The following is an 18,599-nucleotide window of genomic DNA, read 5'->3' as shown; positions in this document are numbered from 1 at the left end:
GAAGCTTGAGAAGAGACACGACAATGAACGTCAACACACCCGCCGTCCCGCCGCTTGCGCCCGAGCTGATCGAGCAATTTCGTGAGATCGTCGGCGAGCGTCACGCGATCACCGATGCCAACGATATCCAGCCCTACGTCACCGAGGAGCGCAATCTGTTCCACGGCCGCTCGCCGCTGGTGCTGCGCCCGGGCTCGACGGCCGAAGTCTCCGACATCTGCAAGCTCGCCTCCGCGCACAGGATCGCGCTGGTGCCGCAGGGCGGCAACACCGGGCTCGTCGGCGGCCAGACCCCGCACAATGGCGAGGTCGTGGTGTCGCTGCGCAGGCTCGACAAGATCCGCGAGGTCGACACTGCCTCCAATACCATGACGTGTGAGGCCGGCGTCGTGCTGCAGGTGGCGCAGCAAAAGGCCTCCGACGTGGACCGGCTGTTTCCGCTGTCGCTGGGCGCGGAAGGCAGCTGCACCATCGGTGGCAATCTCTCGACCAATGCCGGCGGCACCGCCGCGCTCGCCTATGGCGTCGCGCGCGAGATGGCATTGGGGCTCGAGGTCGTGCTCGCTGACGGGCGCGTCCTCAATACGCTCTCGAAGCTGAAAAAGGACAACACCGGCTACAATCTGCACAATCTCTTCATCGGCGCCGAAGGCACGCTCGGCATCATCACCGCGGCGACCCTGAAACTGTTTCCGAAGCCGCGAGCGGTCGAGACCGCCTATGTCGGGCTGAAGTCGCCGGCTGCGGCCTTGAAGCTGCTGACGATCGCGCAGGGCGAAGCCGCCAATGCGCTGACGAGCTTTGAGCTGCTGTCGGAGATGGCCGTCGACTTCTCGGTGCGGCACGGCATCGACGTGCGCGATCCGCTCGCGGAGAAACATCCCTGGTACGTGCTGATGGAATTGTCCTCGCCCGGCGACGACGCCCGCACGCCGCTGGAGACGATCCTGGCCCGCGCCATGGAAGAGGAGATCGTCGACGACGCCGTGATCGCGGCGAGCCTTGCCCAGCGCAACAATTTCTGGAAGCTGCGCGAGGAGATGTCAGCGGCGCAGAAGCCCGAGGGCGGCTCGATCAAGCACGACATCTCGGTGCCCGTCGCCGCCGTGCCCGCCTTCATCGCCGAGGCAGATGCCGCCGTGGTGAAGCTGATCCCGGGCGCGCGGCCGGTGCCGTTCGGCCATCTCGGCGACGGCAATCTGCATTACAATGTCAGTCAGCCGGTCGGCGCCGACACCGCCGATTATTTGGCGCGCTGGCACGATGTGAACGCCGTGGTGTTCGAGATCGTGCTGCGCATGGGCGGCTCGATCTCCGCCGAGCACGGCATCGGCGTGCTCAAGCGCGACGAGCTGCCCGACGTCAAGGACAAGACCGCGATCGAGCTGATGCGCGCGATCAAGGCGATGCTCGATCCGCAGGGCATCATGAATCCGGGGAAGGTGCTGTGAGTGCGCTCGCGATCTCCGCGATCACCGATGCCGACGTCGAACCGGTGGTGGCGCTGTGGCAGCGCTGCGGCCTGACGCGGCCCTGGAACGATCCGCATGCCGACATCGCCCTGGCGCGGCGGCGCGACAATTCCACCGTGCTGATCGGCCGCGAGGGCGGCGCGATCGTGGCGACAATCATGGTCGGCCATGATGGCCATCGTGGCTGGGTCTATTATGTCGCGGTCGATCCAGACTGCCAGAAGCGCGGCTTCGGCCGCCTCATCATGGCGGCGGCCGAGGAGTGGCTGCGCGCGGCCGGAATTTCGAAGCTGCAGCTCCTGGTCCGCCGCGAGAACGAAGCGGCCAATGCGTTCTACGGCTCGCTGGGCTTCGAGCTATCGACCTCCGTGATGTTCCAGAAGTGGCTCGACGGCCGCACTCCCACCTAGTTCCGGAAGAAGATCATGACCGTTTCCGACCGCGTCCGCATCAAGGACGTCCGCGTGCTCTCGAACAATTGGACCACGCTCAAGAACACCACGTTCGAGTACCGGCGCGCCAGCGGCGAATGGCAAACGCAGCATCGCGAGACCTATGAGCGCGACAACGCCGCCGCCGTGCTGCCGTATAATCTCGCGCGGCGCACCGTGATCCTGGTGAAGCAATTCCGCCTGCCGGCCTTCATACGCGGCTACGACGACCTGTTGATCGAGGCGGCCGCCGGCGTTTTGGATAATGCCGAGCCCGAGGAGCGCATCCGCGCCGAGGCGGAGGAAGAGACCGGGTATCGCCTGCATCACGTCCACAAGGTGTTCGAGGCGTTCATGAGCCCGGGCGCCATCACCGAGAAACTGCATTTCTTCGTCGCCGAGTACGAGCCGGAGATGCGGGTCAGCGACGGCGGCGGCCTCGAGCACGAGGGCGAGGACATCGAGGTGCTGGAGCTCTCGATCGACGAGGCCCTGGCGATGATCACTGACGGCCGCATCATCGACGCCAAGGCCATCATGCTGCTGCAATACGCGGCGCTGCACGTGTTCAGGTGAGCTTCTTACCCTCCCCTGGAGGGGCCCCTCCAGGGGAGGGTAAGTGGCAGCACCGATGCCGCAGCATCCTCACATGCAATTCAGCCCTGCGCTGCCCCGCTCCCCTGTTGAGCACCCCCAAAACTATCTCTAGTCTGTCGCCAACCAAGAACCAGGAGACGCGCCCATGACCGCGCCGCGCGACGACGAATTCGGCTTTGCGCCCGACTATGATTCTCCCATCCCCTACATGCAGCGCACGCGCGAATATTACGCGGCGATCGGCTACACCACGGCGTATCGCTGGGCGCATTACACTGCAGCGCCGTTCCAGCCGCTGAAGAAGCCGCTGGCGAAGTCGCGCGTGACCATCATCACCACCGCCGCGCCCTACGATCCCGCCAAGGGCGACCAGGGGCCGGGCGCGGCTTATAATGGCAGCGCGAAGTTCTACCAGGTCTATGACGGCGACACGTCGAGAGAGCACGACCTGCGCATCTCGCATATCGGCTACGACCGCAAGCACACCAGCGCCACCGACAACGGCACCTGGTTTCCGCTGCCGCAGCTGTTGAAGGCGAGCGCGGCGGGCCGGATCGGCGAGGTTGCCCCGCGCTTCTTCGGCGCGCCGACCAACCGCAGCCACCGCGTCACGCTCGACACCGATGCACCGGAAATTCTGGCGCGCTGCCTTGCCGATAAGGTCGACGTCGCGGTGCTGGTGCCGAACTGCCCGGTCTGCCACCAGACCACGGCGCTGGTGGCGCGGCATCTCGAGGCCGGCGGCATCCCGACCGTGATCATGGGTTGCGCCAAGGACATCATCGAGCACGCGGCCGCGCCGCGCTTCCTGTTCTCCGACTTCCCGCTCGGCAATTCCGCCGGCAAGCCGCACGACGTCGCCTCGCAGGCGCAGACGCTGGAGCTGGCGCTTCAGCTGCTGGAGACCGCGAGCGGCCCGCAGACGACGATGCAGTCGCCGCTGCGCTGGAGCGAGGACGCCTCCTGGAAGCTCGACTACAACAACGTCGCGCAGCTCTCTCCGGAAGAACTGGCACGCCGCCGCGCCGAGTTCGACAAGCAGAAGGAGATCGCGCGCGGCAACCGCGCCGCCTGACGGCTCCAGGAACAATAATTATCGGGAGAACGACGTGACGCGACCGTTCGAGGGCGTGAAGATCCTGGATTTCACGCAAGTGCTGGCCGGCCCCTATGCGAGCTACCAGCTCGCGCTGCTCGGGGCCGACGTCATCAAGGTCGAGCGGCGCGAGGGCGAGGACATGCGCCGCACGCCGCTCTCACGCGAATGGGCCGAGCGCGGGCTGGCACCGGCGTTCCAGGCGATCAACGGCAACAAGCGCAGCCTGACGCTCGATCTGCAGAAGCCGGAGGCGATCGCGATCGTGAAGAAGCTTGCCGCGACCGTCGACGTCGTGATGGAGAATTTCCGCCCGGGCGTGATGGACAAGCTCGGCATCGGCTACGAGGCGCTTTCGGCGATCAATCCAAAACTGATCTATTGCGCGGTGTCGGGTTTTGGCCAGACCGGCCCGGATCGTTTGCGGCCCGGCTATGACGGCAAGATGCAGGCGCTGTCGGGCATCATGGCGATCACCGGCCATCCCGAGACCGGGCCGACGCGCGCGGGCTTTGCGGTGTGCGACGTGCTCTCGGGCGCGACCGCTGCCTTCGGCGTCTCGAGCGCGCTCTACCAGCGCGACCGCACCGGCAAGGGACAGCTCATCGACGTCTCCATGCTGGAGGCGACAATGGCCTTCCTCTCCGGGCAGATCGCGGACTGGTCGGTCGCGGGACATCGCCAGCAACTGTCGGGCAACCAGGCGGTGAGCCGCCGGACCACGGCAAACCTGTTCAAATGCGGCGACGGCCATATCCTGCTCGCCGTCAACAACGAGAAGCAGTATCGCGCGCTGATGTCCGCGCTCGGCCGCGAAGACACGCTGAGCGACCCACGCTTTGCCGACTGGTTCTCGCGCAACGAGAACGAGCCGGCCTTGCGCGCCATCATCGAGGAGGCGCTTGCGGCGAGGCCTGCGCGCGAATGGGAGACCATTCTGGAAGACGCCGGCGCGCCTTGCGCCAGCATCTGGAAGGTCGAGGAAGTCATCGACCATCCGCAAATCAAGGCGCGCGGCGCGATCCAGGAACTCGACACGCCCTACGGCCGGCTGCGCTTTGCCGGCAGCGGCTTCAAGCTCGCCCATGGCGGCGGCCGGCTGGACCGGATGGCGCCGGAGCTGGGCGCCGATACGGATGCGGTGCTGGACGAGCTGGGATTCGATGCCGCCGAGATTGCGGCGTTGAGGGCGAGGGAGATCGTTTAAAACACCGCTGCCGCAGGGTGGCAGTGATTAGAACAACGAGCCCTGTCCGTCATCCGATGATGCAGCAGTAACCTTCCGCGCCGCCTTCTTCGGCTTGGCCGCTTCAGCTTCCGCCGCCATCTCCTCCGCACTGACCGGCAAGAGCAGCTGCTCGTCGTCATTGGCGACGCGGTTGACGCGGGTGGAGACGGGGTGCCAGGCGAATTCGCCGATGCGTGGGGCGGCGAGCAGCGGCAGGATCGAATCGACATCGTCGCCTTTGATGTCGAGCCAGCGTTCGACATCGCGCTCGCCGATGGTGACGGGCACGCGGTCATGCAGCGCGGCGAGATCCTCGCCCGCCGCGGCCGTGACGATCGCGACGGTGTCAAGCTCCTCGCCGTTCGGGCCGGCCCAGGTCTCGAACACCGCAGCGAAGCCAAGCGGCGCGCCGTCGGCGCGGTGGATGAAGAAGGGCTGCTTGCGGCCGTCCTCCACCTTCCATTCGTAATAGCCATCGGCCGGGATCAGGCCGCGCCGCCGGCGAATCGCCCGCTTGAATGCGGGCTTCTCGAGGATCGTCTCCGAGCGGGCATTGATCAGGAGGGTAAAGCTCTTGGGATCCTTGACCCAGCCGGGCAGCAATCCCCAGCGCATCAGCCGGAAATGCCGCGCGCCGTTCTCGACCAGCACGACCGGAATCGGTTGTGTCGGCGCGACATTGTACCGAGGCGGGAAATTCGGCTGCTCGACATAGCCGAACAGTTGCCGCAAAGCCGCGGGGGCCGAAGTTATGACGAAGCGTCCACACATCTCAGGGCGTCTATATAGGGTCCGTTCAGGTCCTTTTAACCCCGAACGTTAACACTGTGGCAGATGAGCTCAACGGCCTCCCAACCCGCGCGGACGCATGTACAGACGGGCCCCGAGGCCGCCGCCTGGGCCGAGCGGCTGCGCGTGGCCAATATCAACCCGCGGACCGGGCTTGCCACTGACTATCTCAACCATTTCAATGAAGCCGTGATGCTGCTGGAAATGGTTCCGGACATGCCGGAATGCGCCGAGGATTTTTTGACCTGGTCGCCCCTGTCCTATGCCGAGCATTTCACGGCGTCGAATTTCAAGGCGCGCGACCTCGCCATCGAAGCCTATGAGAAGGCCGATCCCAACGTGCGCGCCCAGTTCGACCACCTCACGGATACCATGACCTCGATCCTGACCGCGGTCGGCACGGCCATGCGCGAGGTCGAGAAGGACACGACGCGGATCCGCCTCGCCGAGCAGGCCGCGCTCTGGGTCAAGCCGCTGATCGCGGCCTGCGGCGGTATCATCCACGGCGGCGCCGAAGCCGACGTCGATACCATCATGGCGAACTGAGCCAATTCCTGTAGGAACCAGTCCTGTAAAACAGGTCTCGTAAGAAATGGCGTCGGTCGTCCAGCCCACCCACCCCCAGCTTGCCGTGAGTGCCGCGATTTTCCGCGACGGCAAGGTGCTGCTGACCCGTCGCGCCCGTTCGCCGGCGAAGGGGTTCTATTCGCTGCCCGGCGGCCGGGTCGAGTTCGGCGAATCGCTGCACCAGGCGCTTAAGCGCGAGGTCGATGAGGAGACCGGGCTCGACATTGCCGTCGCAGGCCTTGCCGGCTGGCGCGAGGTGCTGCCGGCCGCGCCCGGCGCCGGCCATTATCTGATCATGTCGTTTGCCGCCCGCTGGGTGGCCAGGGAGCCGTCCCTCAACGACGAGCTCGACGATTACCGCTGGATCTCCCCTAGCGCCCTGGCGAGCCTTACCGACCTCAAGCTGACCGGGGGGCTGGAAGAGGTGATCCAGTCCGCCGCGCGGCTGATTGGCCCCTGAGCGCCCCCGCCTTGCGTCCACCGCCTCGAGGGGGCATACACCCCGCCGATGTCCACGCGATTTCTGGCCATTTTTGTCCTGATTCTCGCCTGCGCCTCCGGACCCATTCGGGCCCAGGACGTGGCGGCGCCGTTCGACGCCGATTTGCAGCGGCTGGCCGAGATCCTCGGCGGGCTGCACTATCTGCGCGGCGTCTGCGGGTCCAACGAGGGCAACAAATGGCGCAACGAAATGCAGGCGCTGATCGATGCCGAAACCCCCTCCGGGGAGCGCCGCACCCGCATGATCGCCGGTTTCAACCGCGGCTATAACGGCTTCCAGCAGACCTACCGCAGCTGCACGCCGGCCGCGACGGTGGCGATCCGCCGCTATATCGAGGAAGGCTCGAAGATCTCGCGGGATCTGACGGCGCGTTACGCGAACTAGTTCTCTCCTCGTGTCATTCCGGGGCGAGCGCAGCGCGAGCCCGGAATCCATTCATCCACCGACTCTGTAGCGCGATGGATTCTCAGGTGCGCAATTACGCACCATAGCTCGCGACTTCGTCGCGCCCCGGAATGACAGCCGGGCCGGAACTCTGTCATCGACTTTGTACACAGCCGTTAACCGTTCCTAAAGATGTGGCCTAGCGGTCGTTAACGCCCGTGCTACACCTCTCGCACAGCGCATCGCCGTGGATCGCGCCCCAGCCCTGATCGAGTTTCATGAGCCAGCCGATTTCCTACGCCCCCGCCCGCGCGCCGCTGCCCGATCACGAGCAGAAACAGGCCGCACTGAGCTATCTCAACGAGGCTTGGGCCGAAGCGCGCCATGACGGCGTGGACGGCGACTGCCTGGCACAGGCGAGCCTGTTCGCGGCCTTTGCCGAGCTCGTCGGCACCTATGGCGAGGACGCGGTCGCCAAATTCGTCGAAGGCTTCCCCGGCCGTATCCGCAACGGCGAATTCTCGGTCGACATCTGCAGGCAGTAGGCTTCCGAAAATGACCCCGCCGCTTGGGCGGGGCCAGTCAACGGATGAATGACTTTGCGAAGAGATTTGGCCGAAAGGCTTCGCAAAAGTCTGCCGGCTTTATCGCACGGAAGCCGCTTGCCCCCGACAAGCATTAGTCTCGCAATGGCCGGGAGATGTTCCTGACGGAGTCGGGAATGCGCTCCCTCCCCCTCACGGCTCGATCTTGAGCGTCGCTTTCATGTTGGGATGATAGCGGCAGTAATATTCGACCGTTCCCACCTTTTTCAGAACTGACGTCGCCGATGCCTTGGGCGGCAACTTCACGTCGAAATCACCGTTCTTCGCGGTGGCGGTATGGGCGAAGACGTCCTTGTTGATCCAGCTGACGGTATCGCCGACTTTGGCCGACACCTCAGCCGGCGAGATCACGAGGTTCTCCATCGTGATCTCGATCGTCGCGGCGTGCGCCGGGACGACCATCGCGGCGAAGACAAGCGCGATGGGAAACGAAGTCAGCCGCCCCGACATCATCGCACACTCCCTATTTCAGCTCGGCCGCGACATGTTCGGCGTGCTGCTGATGGCCCTGGAAGATCTTCAGGCCGGTCTGCAGCAGGCTCTTCAGCTCGGCGTTGCTCGCCGACGGAATCAGCTGCGTCTCCAGCGCGCCGTTGACCGCCTTGTGGTAGGCGACCTCGTTGGCGACATAGGCCTTGTCGAAGGCAGCACCGCTCAGCTTGTCGAGCTCGGCCAGCTTGTCGCTCGCCTGCTTGGACAGCGCCTTGCTGGTGTCGTTGTCTTCAGGGGTGACGTTCAGCTTCTTGACCAGCGCGAGCGCCTGCTTGTTGACGGCCTCGTGGTCACGCAGCATGTCCTCAGCGAACGCCTTCACGTCCTTGCTCTTGGCCTTCTTCTGCGCCTGCTTGGCCGCGTTGATGTCGATCACGCCAGCGGTGTAGGCGATATGGGCGATCTGCGGATCGGTGGGCTTGTCGGCGGCGCTGGCGCCTTGCAGCAGCGCGGGGCTCGACAACAGAATGGCCGCGGCGATCGCCGCGCTCCGTCGGGTGAACATGGCTTGGTGCTCCTGTGGTGCCGGCATTGCCCGGCGCGTTGCGTCACAGGGATTGGATGGCAGTTTCGCGCAAACGTTCCCGAAAAATGACGCGCCGACGCCAATCAACAGATGCCAATCAGCCGATGCCGAGGCGTTTGAGCACAGCCTCCGTCAGGCGTTCGCAACGCTGCCCGGCAAACGGAAAGGCGTCCATCACGACGGGGCCGATCTTTTTCTCGACGTTCTCGCGCAGCAGGGCGCGCGCACGATGCAAACGCGTCTTCACGGTCTCGGGCTTGATGCCGAGCAGCTCGGCCGTCTCCTCCATGCTCATCCCCTCCATCACCCGCGCGATGAAGACCATGCGGAAGGCGTCGGGCAATTCGTCGACCGCGTGTTCGACGACGCGCTGGATTTCGCGTTGAGCCATGGATCTTTCCGGATCGGTTGCGGCGGACGAAAGGGGGAACTTGATGATCTGTGCTTCTAGCGTTGCCTCCGGCACCGATCCCAGCTCGACCTGCGGCCTCCGGCTGCGCAGGCGCCCTAGCGCTTCGTTGATGGCAATGCGCGACAACCAGGTCGACAGCGCCGACGTACCAAGAAAGCCGTCGAGATGCGTGAAGGCGCGGACATAGGTTTCCTGCACCACGTCCTCGGCCTCACTGTCGCTGCGCAGAATGCCGCGGGCGAGGCGATAGAGCCTGCGGTTGTTGCCCTGCATGATCTCGCGCAATGCGGCTTCGTCTCGGCGCCGCGCGCGCTCGATCAGCTCGGTTTCCGATGTCCTGGCACCGGCCGACAGGCCGGCTGCGGTCCCTTGCATGGTGGCTGCCTTATCTCCATTGGTTCCGGACATCGGATGCAGGCCCAGGGGAAAGGTTCCCGGATTTCTTACACTCGCCTGGAGAGCCCCTCCAGGGGTAGCCAAGCACACCTAATCCGTCTCGATCGGCAGTGCCGGGTCCCTCGCCCATTCGCCCATCGAGGCGTCGTAGAGCGTCAGCCTGTCGTAGCCGAGCTGCGTCAGCAGGAAGAGGTCGATCGTCGCCGAGATGCCGCCGCCGCAATAGAGGATCACGTTCTTGTCGCGCGTGACGCCGGCAGCTGTGAATTTGGCTTCGGCGTCGGCGAGCGTCGTCAAGGTCTTGTCGGCATTGACGAGCGTCGCGGCCGATACGTTGACGCTGCCGGGCACACGGCCGGGCCGGCCGTAGCGGCTCGGCTCGAGGCCGCGATGAAATTGCGGACCGAGCGCGTTGACGATCACCGTCGCGGGATCGCCGATCCGCGCCTTCACGGCGGTCTTGTCGACGAAGAAATCCGCGCGCGGCGTGGCCTTGAAGGTCGTCGCGGGATAGCCTTTCGGTATGCCAGTCTCGATTGGGCGTCCCTCCTCCTTCCATTTGTCGAAGCCGCCGTCGAGCACCTGCGCATCGACGCCGAGCGAGCGCAGCATCCACCAGAACCGCGTCGCCCACATCATGGTGCCGATGCTGTAGAGCACGATGGTCTTGCCGGCATCGAGGCCGTGGCGGCCGAAGGCGGCCTCGAGCTGGGCCACGTCAGGCATCATGAAGAACTGTTGCGACGAGGCGTCGGAGAACTCGCCCTGCAGGTCGAGGAAATCGGCGCCGGGGATGTGGCCGGCCGCGAAGGTCTTGTCGCCGGGGACCGCGCGATACGGCACGTCGCTGCCCGGCGGGACGGGTTCGTTATAGGTCGTGCAGTCGTAGAGGCGGAGGTTGGGATCGCCGAGGATGGCGGCGAGCTGGTCGGTGGTGATGAGGGCGGCTGGCTCTGACATCGGAATGCACTCCCGTTCGAAAGGAAGTGTAGCTCTCTCCTCTCGTCATTGCGAGCCACCGGGTCCGCGCGAAGCGCGGCCCGATGACAGGCTCCGCGAAGCAATCCGGAATCTTTCCGCGGAGGGACGCTGGATTGCTTCGTCGCAAGGGCTCCTCGCAAGGACGGGGATGGTGCGTTCGTCCCCGACCGAAGCGTCCTACTGCGTCAGCGTCTCCAGAAACCGCACCGGCTCGCCCTGCGATGGTGTCACCAGCTCGCCCTGCCACATCACGCGGCGGCCGCGGACAAACGTGCCGACGGGCCAGCCTGTGACACGCAGGCCGTCATAGGGGGTCCAGCCTGCCTTCGACGCGACCCATTTGTTGGTGATGGTTTCGCTGCGCTTGAGGTCGACGACCGTGAAGTCGGCGTCGTAGCCCGCGGCGATGCGGCCCTTGCAGGCCATGTTGTAGAGACGCGCGGGGCCGGCGCTGGTCAGGTCGACGAAGCGCGCCAGGGAGAGCCGGCCCGCGTTGACGTGGTCGAGCATCAGCGGCACCAGCGTCTGCACGCCGGTCATGCCGGAGGGCGAGGCGGGATAGGTCTTCTGCTTCTCCTCCAGCGTATGCGGAGCGTGGTCGGAGCCAAGCACGTCGATGATGCCCTGCTCGATGCCGCGCCAGATGCCAGCACGGTGATCGGCGCCGCGCACCGGCGGGTTCATCTGCGCCAGCGTGCCGAGGCGCTCATAGCATTCCGGCGCGACCAGCGTGAGATGATGCGGCGTCGCCTCGCAAGAGGCGACGTCCTTGTGATCCCTGAGGAACTCGATCTCTTCCTTGGTCGAGATGTGCAGCACGTGGATGCGCTTGCCGGTCTCGTGCGCGAGCTTGACCAGGCGCTGCGTGGCCATCAGCGCCGCGGTTTCGTCGCGCCAGACCGGATGCGAGCGCGGATCGCCTTCGAGACGCAGAGATTTGCGATCGTTGAGACGGTACTCATCCTCGGCATGGAAGGCGGCGCGGCGGCGGATTACCTGAAAAATGCGGCGCAGGCTTTCGTCGTCCTCCACGAGGAGCGCACCGGTCGAGGAGCCGATGAACACTTTGACGCCGGCGCAGCCGGGCGCGCGCTCCAGCACCGGCAGGTCCTGCACGTTCTCGCGGGTGCCGCCGATGAAGAAGGCGAAATCGCAATGCATGCGGTGATGGGCGCGCTTCACCTTGTCGGTGAAGGTGGCCTCGGTCACGGTGAGCGGCGAGGTGTTCGGCATCTCGAACACGGCGGTGACGCCGCCCATCGCGGCGCTGCGCGAGCCTGTCTCGAGGTCTTCCTTCTGCTCCAGCCCGGGCTCGCGGAAATGCACCTGGGTGTCCATCACGCCGGGCAGGATGTGCAGGCCCTTGCAGTCGATCACCTCCGCGGCGGAGGCCTGCGACAGCGGACCCAGTTCGGCGATGCGGCCCTTGGTGATGCCGATATCGCGAACACCCTCGCCGTCCTGGTTGACGACGGTGCCATTCTTGAGGATCACATCGAAGCGTTGGGTCATGGCTGAAGGCCTCTCTCGTCCCCAAGCGCAGGGCTCGAGGTCTTGTCGTTTATGCCTCGCGGGCTTACGTTCCGGAGCAACATGTCGCAAGAGATTTTCGCATGAAATCAGCGTTTCTTCCCGACCGGGGCGTGGTCAAGGTCGCGGGCGAGGATGCGCGCAACTTCCTCAACGGCCTGGTCACGACCGACGTCGACAGGTTGAAGCCGGGCCTGGGGCGATTCGGCGCGCTGCTGACGCCGCAGGGCAAGATCATCGTCGATTTCCTGATCACCGAGGTGCCCGCAGGCCATGGCGGCGGGTTCCTGCTCGACTGCCCGAAAGCGCTGGCGGATAGCCTCGCCACCAAGCTGAAATTCTACAAGCTGCGCGCCAAGGTCACGGTGGAAAACCTCGATCTCGGCGTGCTCGGCGCCTGGGATGGCCAGCCAGCGGCCCAGCCCGATCTTGCGTTCGCCGATCCGCGCCAGGACGGGCTCGGCTATCGCATCCTGATCCCCGAGGATCTCAAGCAGAAGCTCTCCGACCTCATCGGGGCCGAGCTTGTCGATGCGACCGAATACGAGGCGCACCGCATCGCGCTCGGCGTGCCGCGCGGCGGGCTCGACTTCTCGTACAACGACGCCTTTCCGCACGAGACCAACATGGACCGCCTTGCCGGCGTCGATTTCGACAAGGGCTGCTATGTCGGCCAGGAGGTCGTCTCGCGCATGCAGCATCGCGGCACCGCACGCACCCGCAGCGTCAAGGTGCTGCTTGACGACTTCTCGCCGGAGGCCGGCGTCAGCGTCATGGCCGGCGACAAGCCGGTCGGCACCATGGGCTCGTCGGCGCAAGGCAAGGGCATTGCCCTGGTGCGCATCGACCGCGTCGCCGAGGCGCTCGATGCCGGCCAGCCGCTGACCGCTGGCGGGCTCGCGTTGAAGCTGGCAGACCCGGACGTCGTTCGTATCCCCGCGAAGCAGCCCACCGCATGAGCCGAGCCCCTCGCCTGCATCCCGACGGAAAGACGCGTTGCCCTTGGCCCGGCGAAGATCCGCTTTATGTCGCGTACCACGACACCGAATGGGGCGTGCCGGAATATGACGACCGCGCGCTCTACGAGAAGCTGATCCTCGACGGTTTCCAGGCCGGCCTGTCCTGGATCACCATCCTGCGCAAGCGCGACAATTTCCGCAAAGCCTTCGACGATTTCCAGCCGGAGAAGATCGCGCGCTACAACGAGAAGAAGGTCCACGCGCTGATGAACGATGCCGGCATCGTGCGCAACAAGGCCAAGATCGACGGCGCGATCCTGAGCGCGAGATCGTATCTCGACATCATGGAGAAGGGTCCGGGCTTCTCGAAGCTGCTGTGGGACTTCATGGACGGCAAGCCCAAAGTCAACCATTTCAAGACCACGGCAAGCGTGCCCGCCTCGACGCCGCTGTCGACCCAGATCTCGAAAGAGCTGTCCTCGCGCGGCTTCAAATTCGTCGGCCCGACCATCGTCTATGCCTTCATGGAAGCGACCGGCATGGTCAACGACCATCTCGTCGACTGCCATTGTCACGCGACTTGCGGCAAGGCGCCGCGCAAGCCGCGTCTCAAGTCCAAATGACCGTGAAGAAGACCGCGCGCGACGCGCAGTCCCGCGCCTGGCAGCGCATGCTGTCGGGCCGGCGGCTCGATCTGCTCGATCCCTCCCCGCTCGACGTCGAGATCGCCGACATCGCGCATGGCCTCGCGCGCGTCGCGCGCTGGAATGGCCAGACCATCGGCGCGCATATCTTCTCGGTCGCGCAGCACACGCTGCTGGTGGAGATCGTGCTGCGGCACGAGATGCCGCGCGCCGATCAGCGCATGCGGCTCGCCGCACTGCTGCACGATGCGCCGGAATACGTGATCGGCGACATGATCTCGCCGTTCAAGGCGGTGCTCGACGGCCATTACAAGGCCGTGGAGAAGCGCCTGCTCGGCGCCATCCATATCCGCTTCGGCCTGCCACCGGACTTGCCGGAGGAGATCACATCAGCCATCAAGGCCGCCGACCGCGGCGCGGCCTATCTGGAAGCGACCGAGCTTGCCGGCTTCAGTGAGAGCGAGGCGCGGCGCCTGTTCGGCAAGGATCCCGGCCTCACCGACAGCGTCCGGCGCGATTATCTCACGCCCTGGACCGCGGCGCGGGCCGAGAAGCAGTTTCTGGAGCGGTTTGGCGCGGTGTCTGCGTAGCATCATCCCTTCGTAGGGTGGTCAAAGCGAAGCGTGCCCACGAAACCAGGCGAGATGCGCGCATTTGCGAGATGGTGGGCACTTTGCGCCTTTGCCCACCCTACGAGCGCTCGTTATAATCGCGGCAAAAAGGTCCACCATGATCCACGTCTGTTCGCTCGCCGCGCTTCCCGAAACCGTCCGCCTCACCAAGGCCAGCCATGTGCTGACCGTGATGGCCAATGTCGAGCAGGTGGCCCGGCCGGTCTCCGTGCTGCCGGCCAATCATCTCAAGGTGTCGATGGACGACATCACCGAGGAGATGGACGGTTTCGTCGCACCCTCCGAGGGGCACATCGACCAGGTGCTGAATTTCGTGCGCTCCTGGGACCGCGGCGCACCGCTGGTGGTGCATTGCTATGCCGGCATCAGCCGCTCCACCGCGAGCGCGTTCGCGGCGGTCTGCGCGCTCAATCCCAACCGCGACGAGCTCGAGATCGCCAGAAAGATCCGCGCGGCCTCGCCGATCGCCTCACCGAACCGGCGCATCGTCGGCCTCGCCGACCGCGCCTTGGGGCGCAACGGCCGCATGCTGCGCGCGCTCGACGAGATCGGTCCGGGCGCGATGATGGTCGAGGGCCGCCCCTTCGTGATCGAGCTCGAATGACACAGGCGATATCAGCCGCATGAGGGAGAAGCTGCTGACGCCGATCGAGATCGGCCTGACCGCGGCGATCGTGGCGATCGAGGGTCATGAGCCGCTGATCCTGACCGCGCGCGACAGTGAAGGGCTTGTCGGCCTGCCGTTCGGCCCGTTCGACGCGCTCGCGCACCGCACCTTCGAGATCGGCCTGCGCGCCTGGGTCGAGGAGCAGGCGGGCTTGCGGCTCGGCTATGTCGAGCAGCTCTACACCTTTGGCGATCGCGGCCGCCATGCCGAGGCCGGCGACACCGGGGCGCATATGGTGTCGATCGGTTATCTCGCATTGACGCGCGCGGTGGACGGCGAGCTAGCGGCGAACGCGGCGAGCTTCGCGCCATGGTATCGCTTCCTCCCCTGGGAAGACCGGCGCGAGGAGCCGCCGGCGATCATTGCCCGCGACATCATTCCCGCGCTGACCGAGTGGGCCGCGGAGGAGACGCCGGAGACGACCCGCGCGCTGCCGCGCAAGGATCGCGTGCGGTTCTATTTCGGCCTCGACGGGGCGGCCTGGGACGAGGAGCGCGTGCTGGACCGCTACGAGCTCTTGTACGAGGCCGGGCTGGTCGAGGAAGCCAGGCGCGACGGCCGCCCTGCGGCATTGGCGCGCACGGCGCTTCCCCCGCTCGGGACCTCGATGCGGTTCGACCACCGCCGGATTCTTGCCACGGCGATCGCGCGGCTGCGTGCGAAACTGAAGTATCGTCCTGTGGTGTTTGAACTTTTGCCGCCCGAATTCACACTTACGGAACTGCAGTATACGGTGGAGGCGATCTCCGGCCGGCACCTGCACAAGCAGAATTTCCGCCGCCTGGTCGAAATGGAAGCCCTGGTCGAACCGACCGGGGTGATGTCGACACAGACGGGCGGACGGCCGGCGGCGCTCTACCGCTTCCGCCGCGACGTGCTCCAGGAGCGGCCCGCACCGGGGTTGCGCGTACGCTCCCGGCGCTAACTCAAGATTTGCGCGATCGGCCCCTGCCCGCCGGTCGCCTGGAGGCTTCATGTTCGACGGCCCGTTTGACGTCTTTGCGCTGATCATCGCGATCATCGCCATCCTGATCGCAATCAAGGCGTCAAGCCAGGCGGCCGAGCTGCGTCGGCGCTTCAGCGCGCTCGAAGAGAGGGTTTACGCGCAGCAGCGACCGGTCCAGCCGCCGCCACCGTTGCCGGCATACGTGCAGGCTGAAGCTCCCGCAACGGCGACCACCGAACCTCCGCCGCTCGCGCCCGAGGCCGAAACGGCGCCGCCTCCGCTCGTCACCGAAGAGCCGCCGCCGCTCGCAGCGAGTCAAGGGGCCGATGCCCCGCCGCCGCTCCCCGGGCGCGCGCCTGATAGTCGTGAACCCGGCTTCGAGGAGCAACTCGGCACGCGCTGGGTGGTGTGGATCGGCGGCCTTGCGCTGGCGCTGGGCGGCTTCTTCATGGTGCGCTATTCGATCGAGGCCGGCCTGCTCGGCCCCGGCGTGCGCGTGTTCCTGGGCGGCCTGTTCGCAGCAGCGCTGCTCGGGGCCGGCGAATGGACGCGGCGCAAGGAGAGCATCTCGGCCATCGCCGCGCTGCCGATCGCCAACATCCCCGCGATCCTCACCGCGGCAGGTACGGCTGTGGCGTTCGCGACCATCTATGCGGCCTATGCGCTCTACGGCTTCCTCGTGCCCGCCACGGCCTTCGTGCTGCTCGGCATCGTCGCGATGTGCACGCTCGCGGCCGCGCTGCTGCACGGCCCCGCGCTCGCCGGCCTCGGCGTGGTCGGCGCCTTCGTGACGCCGGTGCTCGTCTCCAGCGGCAAGCCGGACTATTGGGCGCTCTACATCTATCTCGCCGTCGTCACCGCCGCGAGCTTCGGCCTCGCCCGCATCCGGCTGTGGCGCTGGCTCGCGGTCACGACGATTGCCTTTGCCGTGCTCTGGATCTTCCCGGGCCTCGACGCGAGCGAATTGCAGGTCGCGCCGCACGCCTTCCATGCCGTCGCGGGCTTCGTGCTGGCCGCGCTGCTCGTCGTCTGCGGCTTCATGTTCGGACCCAGCATCGAGGACGGCGAGATCGAGCCGATCTCGTCGGGCTCGCTCGGTGCCTATCTGTTCGGCGCGATGCTGATCGTGCTGTCGAGCGCGCATGCCGATTTGGCGCTGATCGCGTTTACGCTGCTCGTCGGCGCAACCCTGCTCGTCGCCTGGCGTGCGCCGGCCGCCACCGGGGCGCTCGGCGCGGCCGCAGCGACCGTCTTCATCGTGTTCGCCGAATGGGCGGTGCGCGCCAATCCCGACATGCTGGTGCTGCCGGGCGGTGCGATGTCCGGAATCGGGCCCAGCGCCATCGACGGCTCCGTGACGCTGCATCTGGTGACGGCCGCGATCTTCGCCGCGGGCTTCGGCATTGCCGGCTTCCTCGCGCAAGGCCGGTCGAATTCGGCGATCATCCCGGTGGTGTGGTCGGCGACATCAGTCGCGACGCCGATCGCGATCCTCGTCGCGCTCTACGCGCGGATCGCCCATCTCGACCGCTCGATCCCGTTCGCGATCCTCGCGGTACTGCTCGCGGCAGGCTTCGGCGCCGCGACCGAGGCTCTCTCGCGCCGCGAGACCCGGCCGGGCACCATGATCTCCACCGCTCTGTACGCGACCGGCACGCTCGGTGCGCTGGCGCTGGCGCTGACCTTCGCGCTGGAGAAGGGCTGGCTGACGATCGCGCTGGCGCTGATGTCGCTCGGCACCGCCTGGATCTCGCTGCAGCGGCCGATCCCGTTCCTGCGCTGGCTCGCCGCGATCTTCGCGGGGCTCGTCACCGCGCGCATCGCCTACGATCCCCGCATCGTCGGCGACGCCATCGGCACCACGCCGATCTTCAACTGGCTGCTCTGGGGCTACGGCCTGCCGGCGGCCTCGTTCTGGGGCGCGAGCGTCTTCCTTCGCCGCCGCGCCGACGATCCGCCGCTGCGCATGGTCGAGACCGCCGCGATCCTGTTCACCGCGCTGCTCGCCTTCATGGAGATCCGGCATTTCGCGACCGGTGGCGACATGATCTCGCCGCCCTCGCTGCTCGAATTCGCACTCCAGGTCTGCATCACGCTCGCGATGGCGATCGGGCTGGAGCGCCTGCGGCTGCGCAGCCACAGCATCGTGCACGATATCGGCGCGATCGTGCTCACGGCGATCGGCGGGCTGATCAGCGTGTTCGGCCTCCTGATCCTGGAGAACCCGCTGATCTGGCGCATCGACGTCGGCGGCGCGGTGTTCAACCTGCTGCTGCTCGGCTATGCGCTGCCGGCGGTGCTAATGCTGCTGCTGTCCTATGCGGTGGTCGGGGCGCGCGGCAAGGCCTACGCCAACACGATCGCGGGCGGTGCGCTGGTGTTCGCGCTCGCCTACGTGACGCTGGAGATCCGCCGCTTCTATCACGGCCCGATCCTGTCCAGCGGACCGACCACGGGCGCCGAGCAATACACCTATTCGATCGGCTGGCTGACCTTCGGCGTCGTGTTGCTCGGCGTCGGCATTCTCGTCAACTCCGAGCGCGCGCGGCTGGCCTCGGCCGCCGTCATCGCACTGACGATCCTGAAGGCCTTCGTCATCGACATGTCGACGCTGACAGGCGTCTACCGGGCGCTGTCGTTCATGTGCCTCGGCATCGTGCTGGTTGCGATCGGCTGGCTGTACCAGCGCATCCTGTTCCGGCGGCAGGTCGCACCGCCGCCGGCTCCGCAGACGGGCAGTTGA

21 protein-coding genes are annotated in these 18,599 nt (G+C 66.1%); 15 read left to right on the top strand and 6 right to left on the bottom strand.

All coding sequences use genetic code 11. The annotated features are described in order from the left end of the window. Positions 1-23 precede the first annotated feature (23 nt). The 5 genes from XH83_RS09120 to XH83_RS09100 all read left to right on the top strand — a co-directional run bounded on the left by XH83_RS09120 (position 24) and on the right by XH83_RS09100 (position 4,803). Positions 24-1,451, top strand: coding sequence for an FAD-binding oxidoreductase (locus tag XH83_RS09120; RefSeq protein WP_194406674.1), 1,428 nt, complete (start codon positions 24-26; stop codon positions 1,449-1,451). Continuing rightward, on the top strand, positions 1,448-1,882 hold the full coding sequence (locus tag XH83_RS09115; protein ID WP_194406673.1) for a GNAT family acetyltransferase: 435 nt from the start codon (positions 1,448-1,450) through the stop codon (positions 1,880-1,882). Before XH83_RS09120 ends, XH83_RS09115 begins: the two co-directional genes overlap by 4 nt. A 15-nt stretch (positions 1,883-1,897) precedes the next feature. Then, entirely contained in the window at positions 1,898-2,479 is a 582-nt protein-coding gene (locus XH83_RS09110; RefSeq protein ID WP_194406672.1) for an NUDIX domain-containing protein, read from the top strand. Positions 2,480-2,645: 166 nt separating this feature from the next. After that, positions 2,646-3,575: a glycine reductase gene (locus tag XH83_RS09105; protein ID WP_194406671.1), complete on the top strand. Its 930-nt coding sequence runs from the start codon at positions 2,646-2,648 to the stop codon at positions 3,573-3,575. A 34-nt stretch (positions 3,576-3,609) separates the two neighbouring features. Continuing rightward, the gene (locus XH83_RS09100; protein ID WP_194406670.1) at positions 3,610-4,803 is read left to right on the top strand and encodes a CaiB/BaiF CoA-transferase family protein; all 1,194 of its coding nucleotides are present in this window, start codon (positions 3,610-3,612) and stop codon (positions 4,801-4,803) included. Between the two features lie 27 nt (positions 4,804-4,830). On the opposite strand, the gene XH83_RS09095 is transcribed toward XH83_RS09100, so the two are convergent. Then, positions 4,831-5,595, bottom strand: a complete 765-nt coding sequence (locus tag XH83_RS09095; protein WP_194406669.1) for an SOS response-associated peptidase — start codon at positions 5,593-5,595, stop codon at positions 4,831-4,833. Positions 5,596-5,658: 63 nt separating this feature from the next. On the opposite strand from XH83_RS09095, the gene XH83_RS09090 reads away from it, so the two are divergent. From XH83_RS09090 to XH83_RS09075, 4 genes are all read left to right on the top strand, one after another. Further along, positions 5,659-6,159 carry a hypothetical protein gene (locus XH83_RS09090; RefSeq protein ID WP_194406668.1) on the top strand — a complete coding sequence of 167 codons (501 nt, stop codon included), beginning with the start codon at positions 5,659-5,661 and terminating at the stop codon, positions 6,157-6,159. A 46-nt stretch (positions 6,160-6,205) separates the two neighbouring features. After that, entirely contained in the window at positions 6,206-6,640 is a 435-nt protein-coding gene (locus XH83_RS09085) for an NUDIX hydrolase (RefSeq protein WP_194406667.1), read from the top strand. A gap of 48 nt (positions 6,641-6,688) precedes the next feature. Then, entirely contained in the window at positions 6,689-7,066 is a 378-nt protein-coding gene (locus XH83_RS09080) for a TIGR02301 family protein (RefSeq protein WP_194406666.1), read from the top strand. Between the two features lie 278 nt (positions 7,067-7,344). After that, positions 7,345-7,611, top strand: coding sequence for a hypothetical protein (locus tag XH83_RS09075; protein ID WP_028134933.1), 267 nt, complete (start codon positions 7,345-7,347; stop codon positions 7,609-7,611). 192 nt (positions 7,612-7,803) lie between these two features. Here XH83_RS09075 and XH83_RS09070 read toward each other — a convergent pair whose 3' ends face one another. The 5 genes from XH83_RS09070 to XH83_RS09050 all read right to left on the bottom strand — a co-directional run bounded on the left by XH83_RS09070 (position 7,804) and on the right by XH83_RS09050 (position 11,990). Continuing rightward, positions 7,804-8,124, bottom strand: coding sequence for a cupredoxin domain-containing protein (locus tag XH83_RS09070; protein WP_194406665.1), 321 nt, complete (start codon positions 8,122-8,124; stop codon positions 7,804-7,806). A 10-nt stretch (positions 8,125-8,134) separates the two neighbouring features. Then, a complete protein-coding gene (locus XH83_RS09065) occupies positions 8,135-8,668 on the bottom strand; it encodes a DUF4142 domain-containing protein (RefSeq protein WP_194406664.1) in 534 nt (177 codons plus the stop codon). A 118-nt stretch (positions 8,669-8,786) separates the two neighbouring features. Then, positions 8,787-9,476 (bottom strand): RNA polymerase sigma factor, encoded by a 690-nt coding sequence (locus XH83_RS09060; protein ID WP_194406663.1) that lies wholly within the window; start codon positions 9,474-9,476, stop codon positions 8,787-8,789. A gap of 111 nt (positions 9,477-9,587) precedes the next feature. Then, the gene (locus XH83_RS09055) at positions 9,588-10,457 is read right to left on the bottom strand and encodes a sulfurtransferase (RefSeq protein WP_194406662.1); all 870 of its coding nucleotides are present in this window, start codon (positions 10,455-10,457) and stop codon (positions 9,588-9,590) included. Positions 10,458-10,655: 198 nt separating this feature from the next. Then, positions 10,656-11,990 (bottom strand): dihydroorotase, encoded by a 1,335-nt coding sequence (locus tag XH83_RS09050; RefSeq protein ID WP_194406661.1) that lies wholly within the window; start codon positions 11,988-11,990, stop codon positions 10,656-10,658. 101 nt (positions 11,991-12,091) lie between these two features. Between XH83_RS09050 and XH83_RS09045 the strand changes: the two genes are divergently transcribed. The 6 genes from XH83_RS09045 to XH83_RS09020 all read left to right on the top strand — a co-directional run bounded on the left by XH83_RS09045 (position 12,092) and on the right by XH83_RS09020 (position 18,599). Then, positions 12,092-12,967 carry a folate-binding protein YgfZ gene (locus tag XH83_RS09045; protein ID WP_194406660.1) on the top strand — a complete coding sequence of 292 codons (876 nt, stop codon included), beginning with the start codon at positions 12,092-12,094 and terminating at the stop codon, positions 12,965-12,967. Further along, positions 12,964-13,590 (top strand): DNA-3-methyladenine glycosylase I, encoded by a 627-nt coding sequence (locus tag XH83_RS09040; protein ID WP_194406659.1) that lies wholly within the window; start codon positions 12,964-12,966, stop codon positions 13,588-13,590. The genes XH83_RS09045 and XH83_RS09040 overlap by 4 nt, the downstream gene beginning before the upstream one ends. Next, positions 13,587-14,201: a YfbR-like 5'-deoxynucleotidase gene (locus XH83_RS09035; RefSeq protein WP_194406658.1), complete on the top strand. Its 615-nt coding sequence runs from the start codon at positions 13,587-13,589 to the stop codon at positions 14,199-14,201. The genes XH83_RS09040 and XH83_RS09035 overlap by 4 nt, the downstream gene beginning before the upstream one ends. A gap of 139 nt (positions 14,202-14,340) precedes the next feature. Continuing rightward, the gene (locus XH83_RS09030) at positions 14,341-14,847 is read left to right on the top strand and encodes a tyrosine phosphatase family protein (protein WP_194406657.1); all 507 of its coding nucleotides are present in this window, start codon (positions 14,341-14,343) and stop codon (positions 14,845-14,847) included. A gap of 19 nt (positions 14,848-14,866) precedes the next feature. Beyond that, on the top strand, positions 14,867-15,835 hold the full coding sequence (locus XH83_RS09025) for an NAD regulator (protein WP_194406656.1): 969 nt from the start codon (positions 14,867-14,869) through the stop codon (positions 15,833-15,835). 49 nt (positions 15,836-15,884) lie between these two features. Further along, a complete protein-coding gene (locus XH83_RS09020) occupies positions 15,885-18,599 on the top strand; it encodes a DUF2339 domain-containing protein (protein WP_194406655.1) in 2,715 nt (904 codons plus the stop codon).

The organism is Bradyrhizobium sp. CCBAU 53351 (assembly GCF_015291745.1).
Classification (GTDB): Bacteria; Pseudomonadota; Alphaproteobacteria; order Rhizobiales; family Xanthobacteraceae; genus Bradyrhizobium.
The sequence above is the reverse complement of the archived record's forward strand: the minus strand, read 5'-3'. Positions and strand labels throughout refer to the sequence as shown.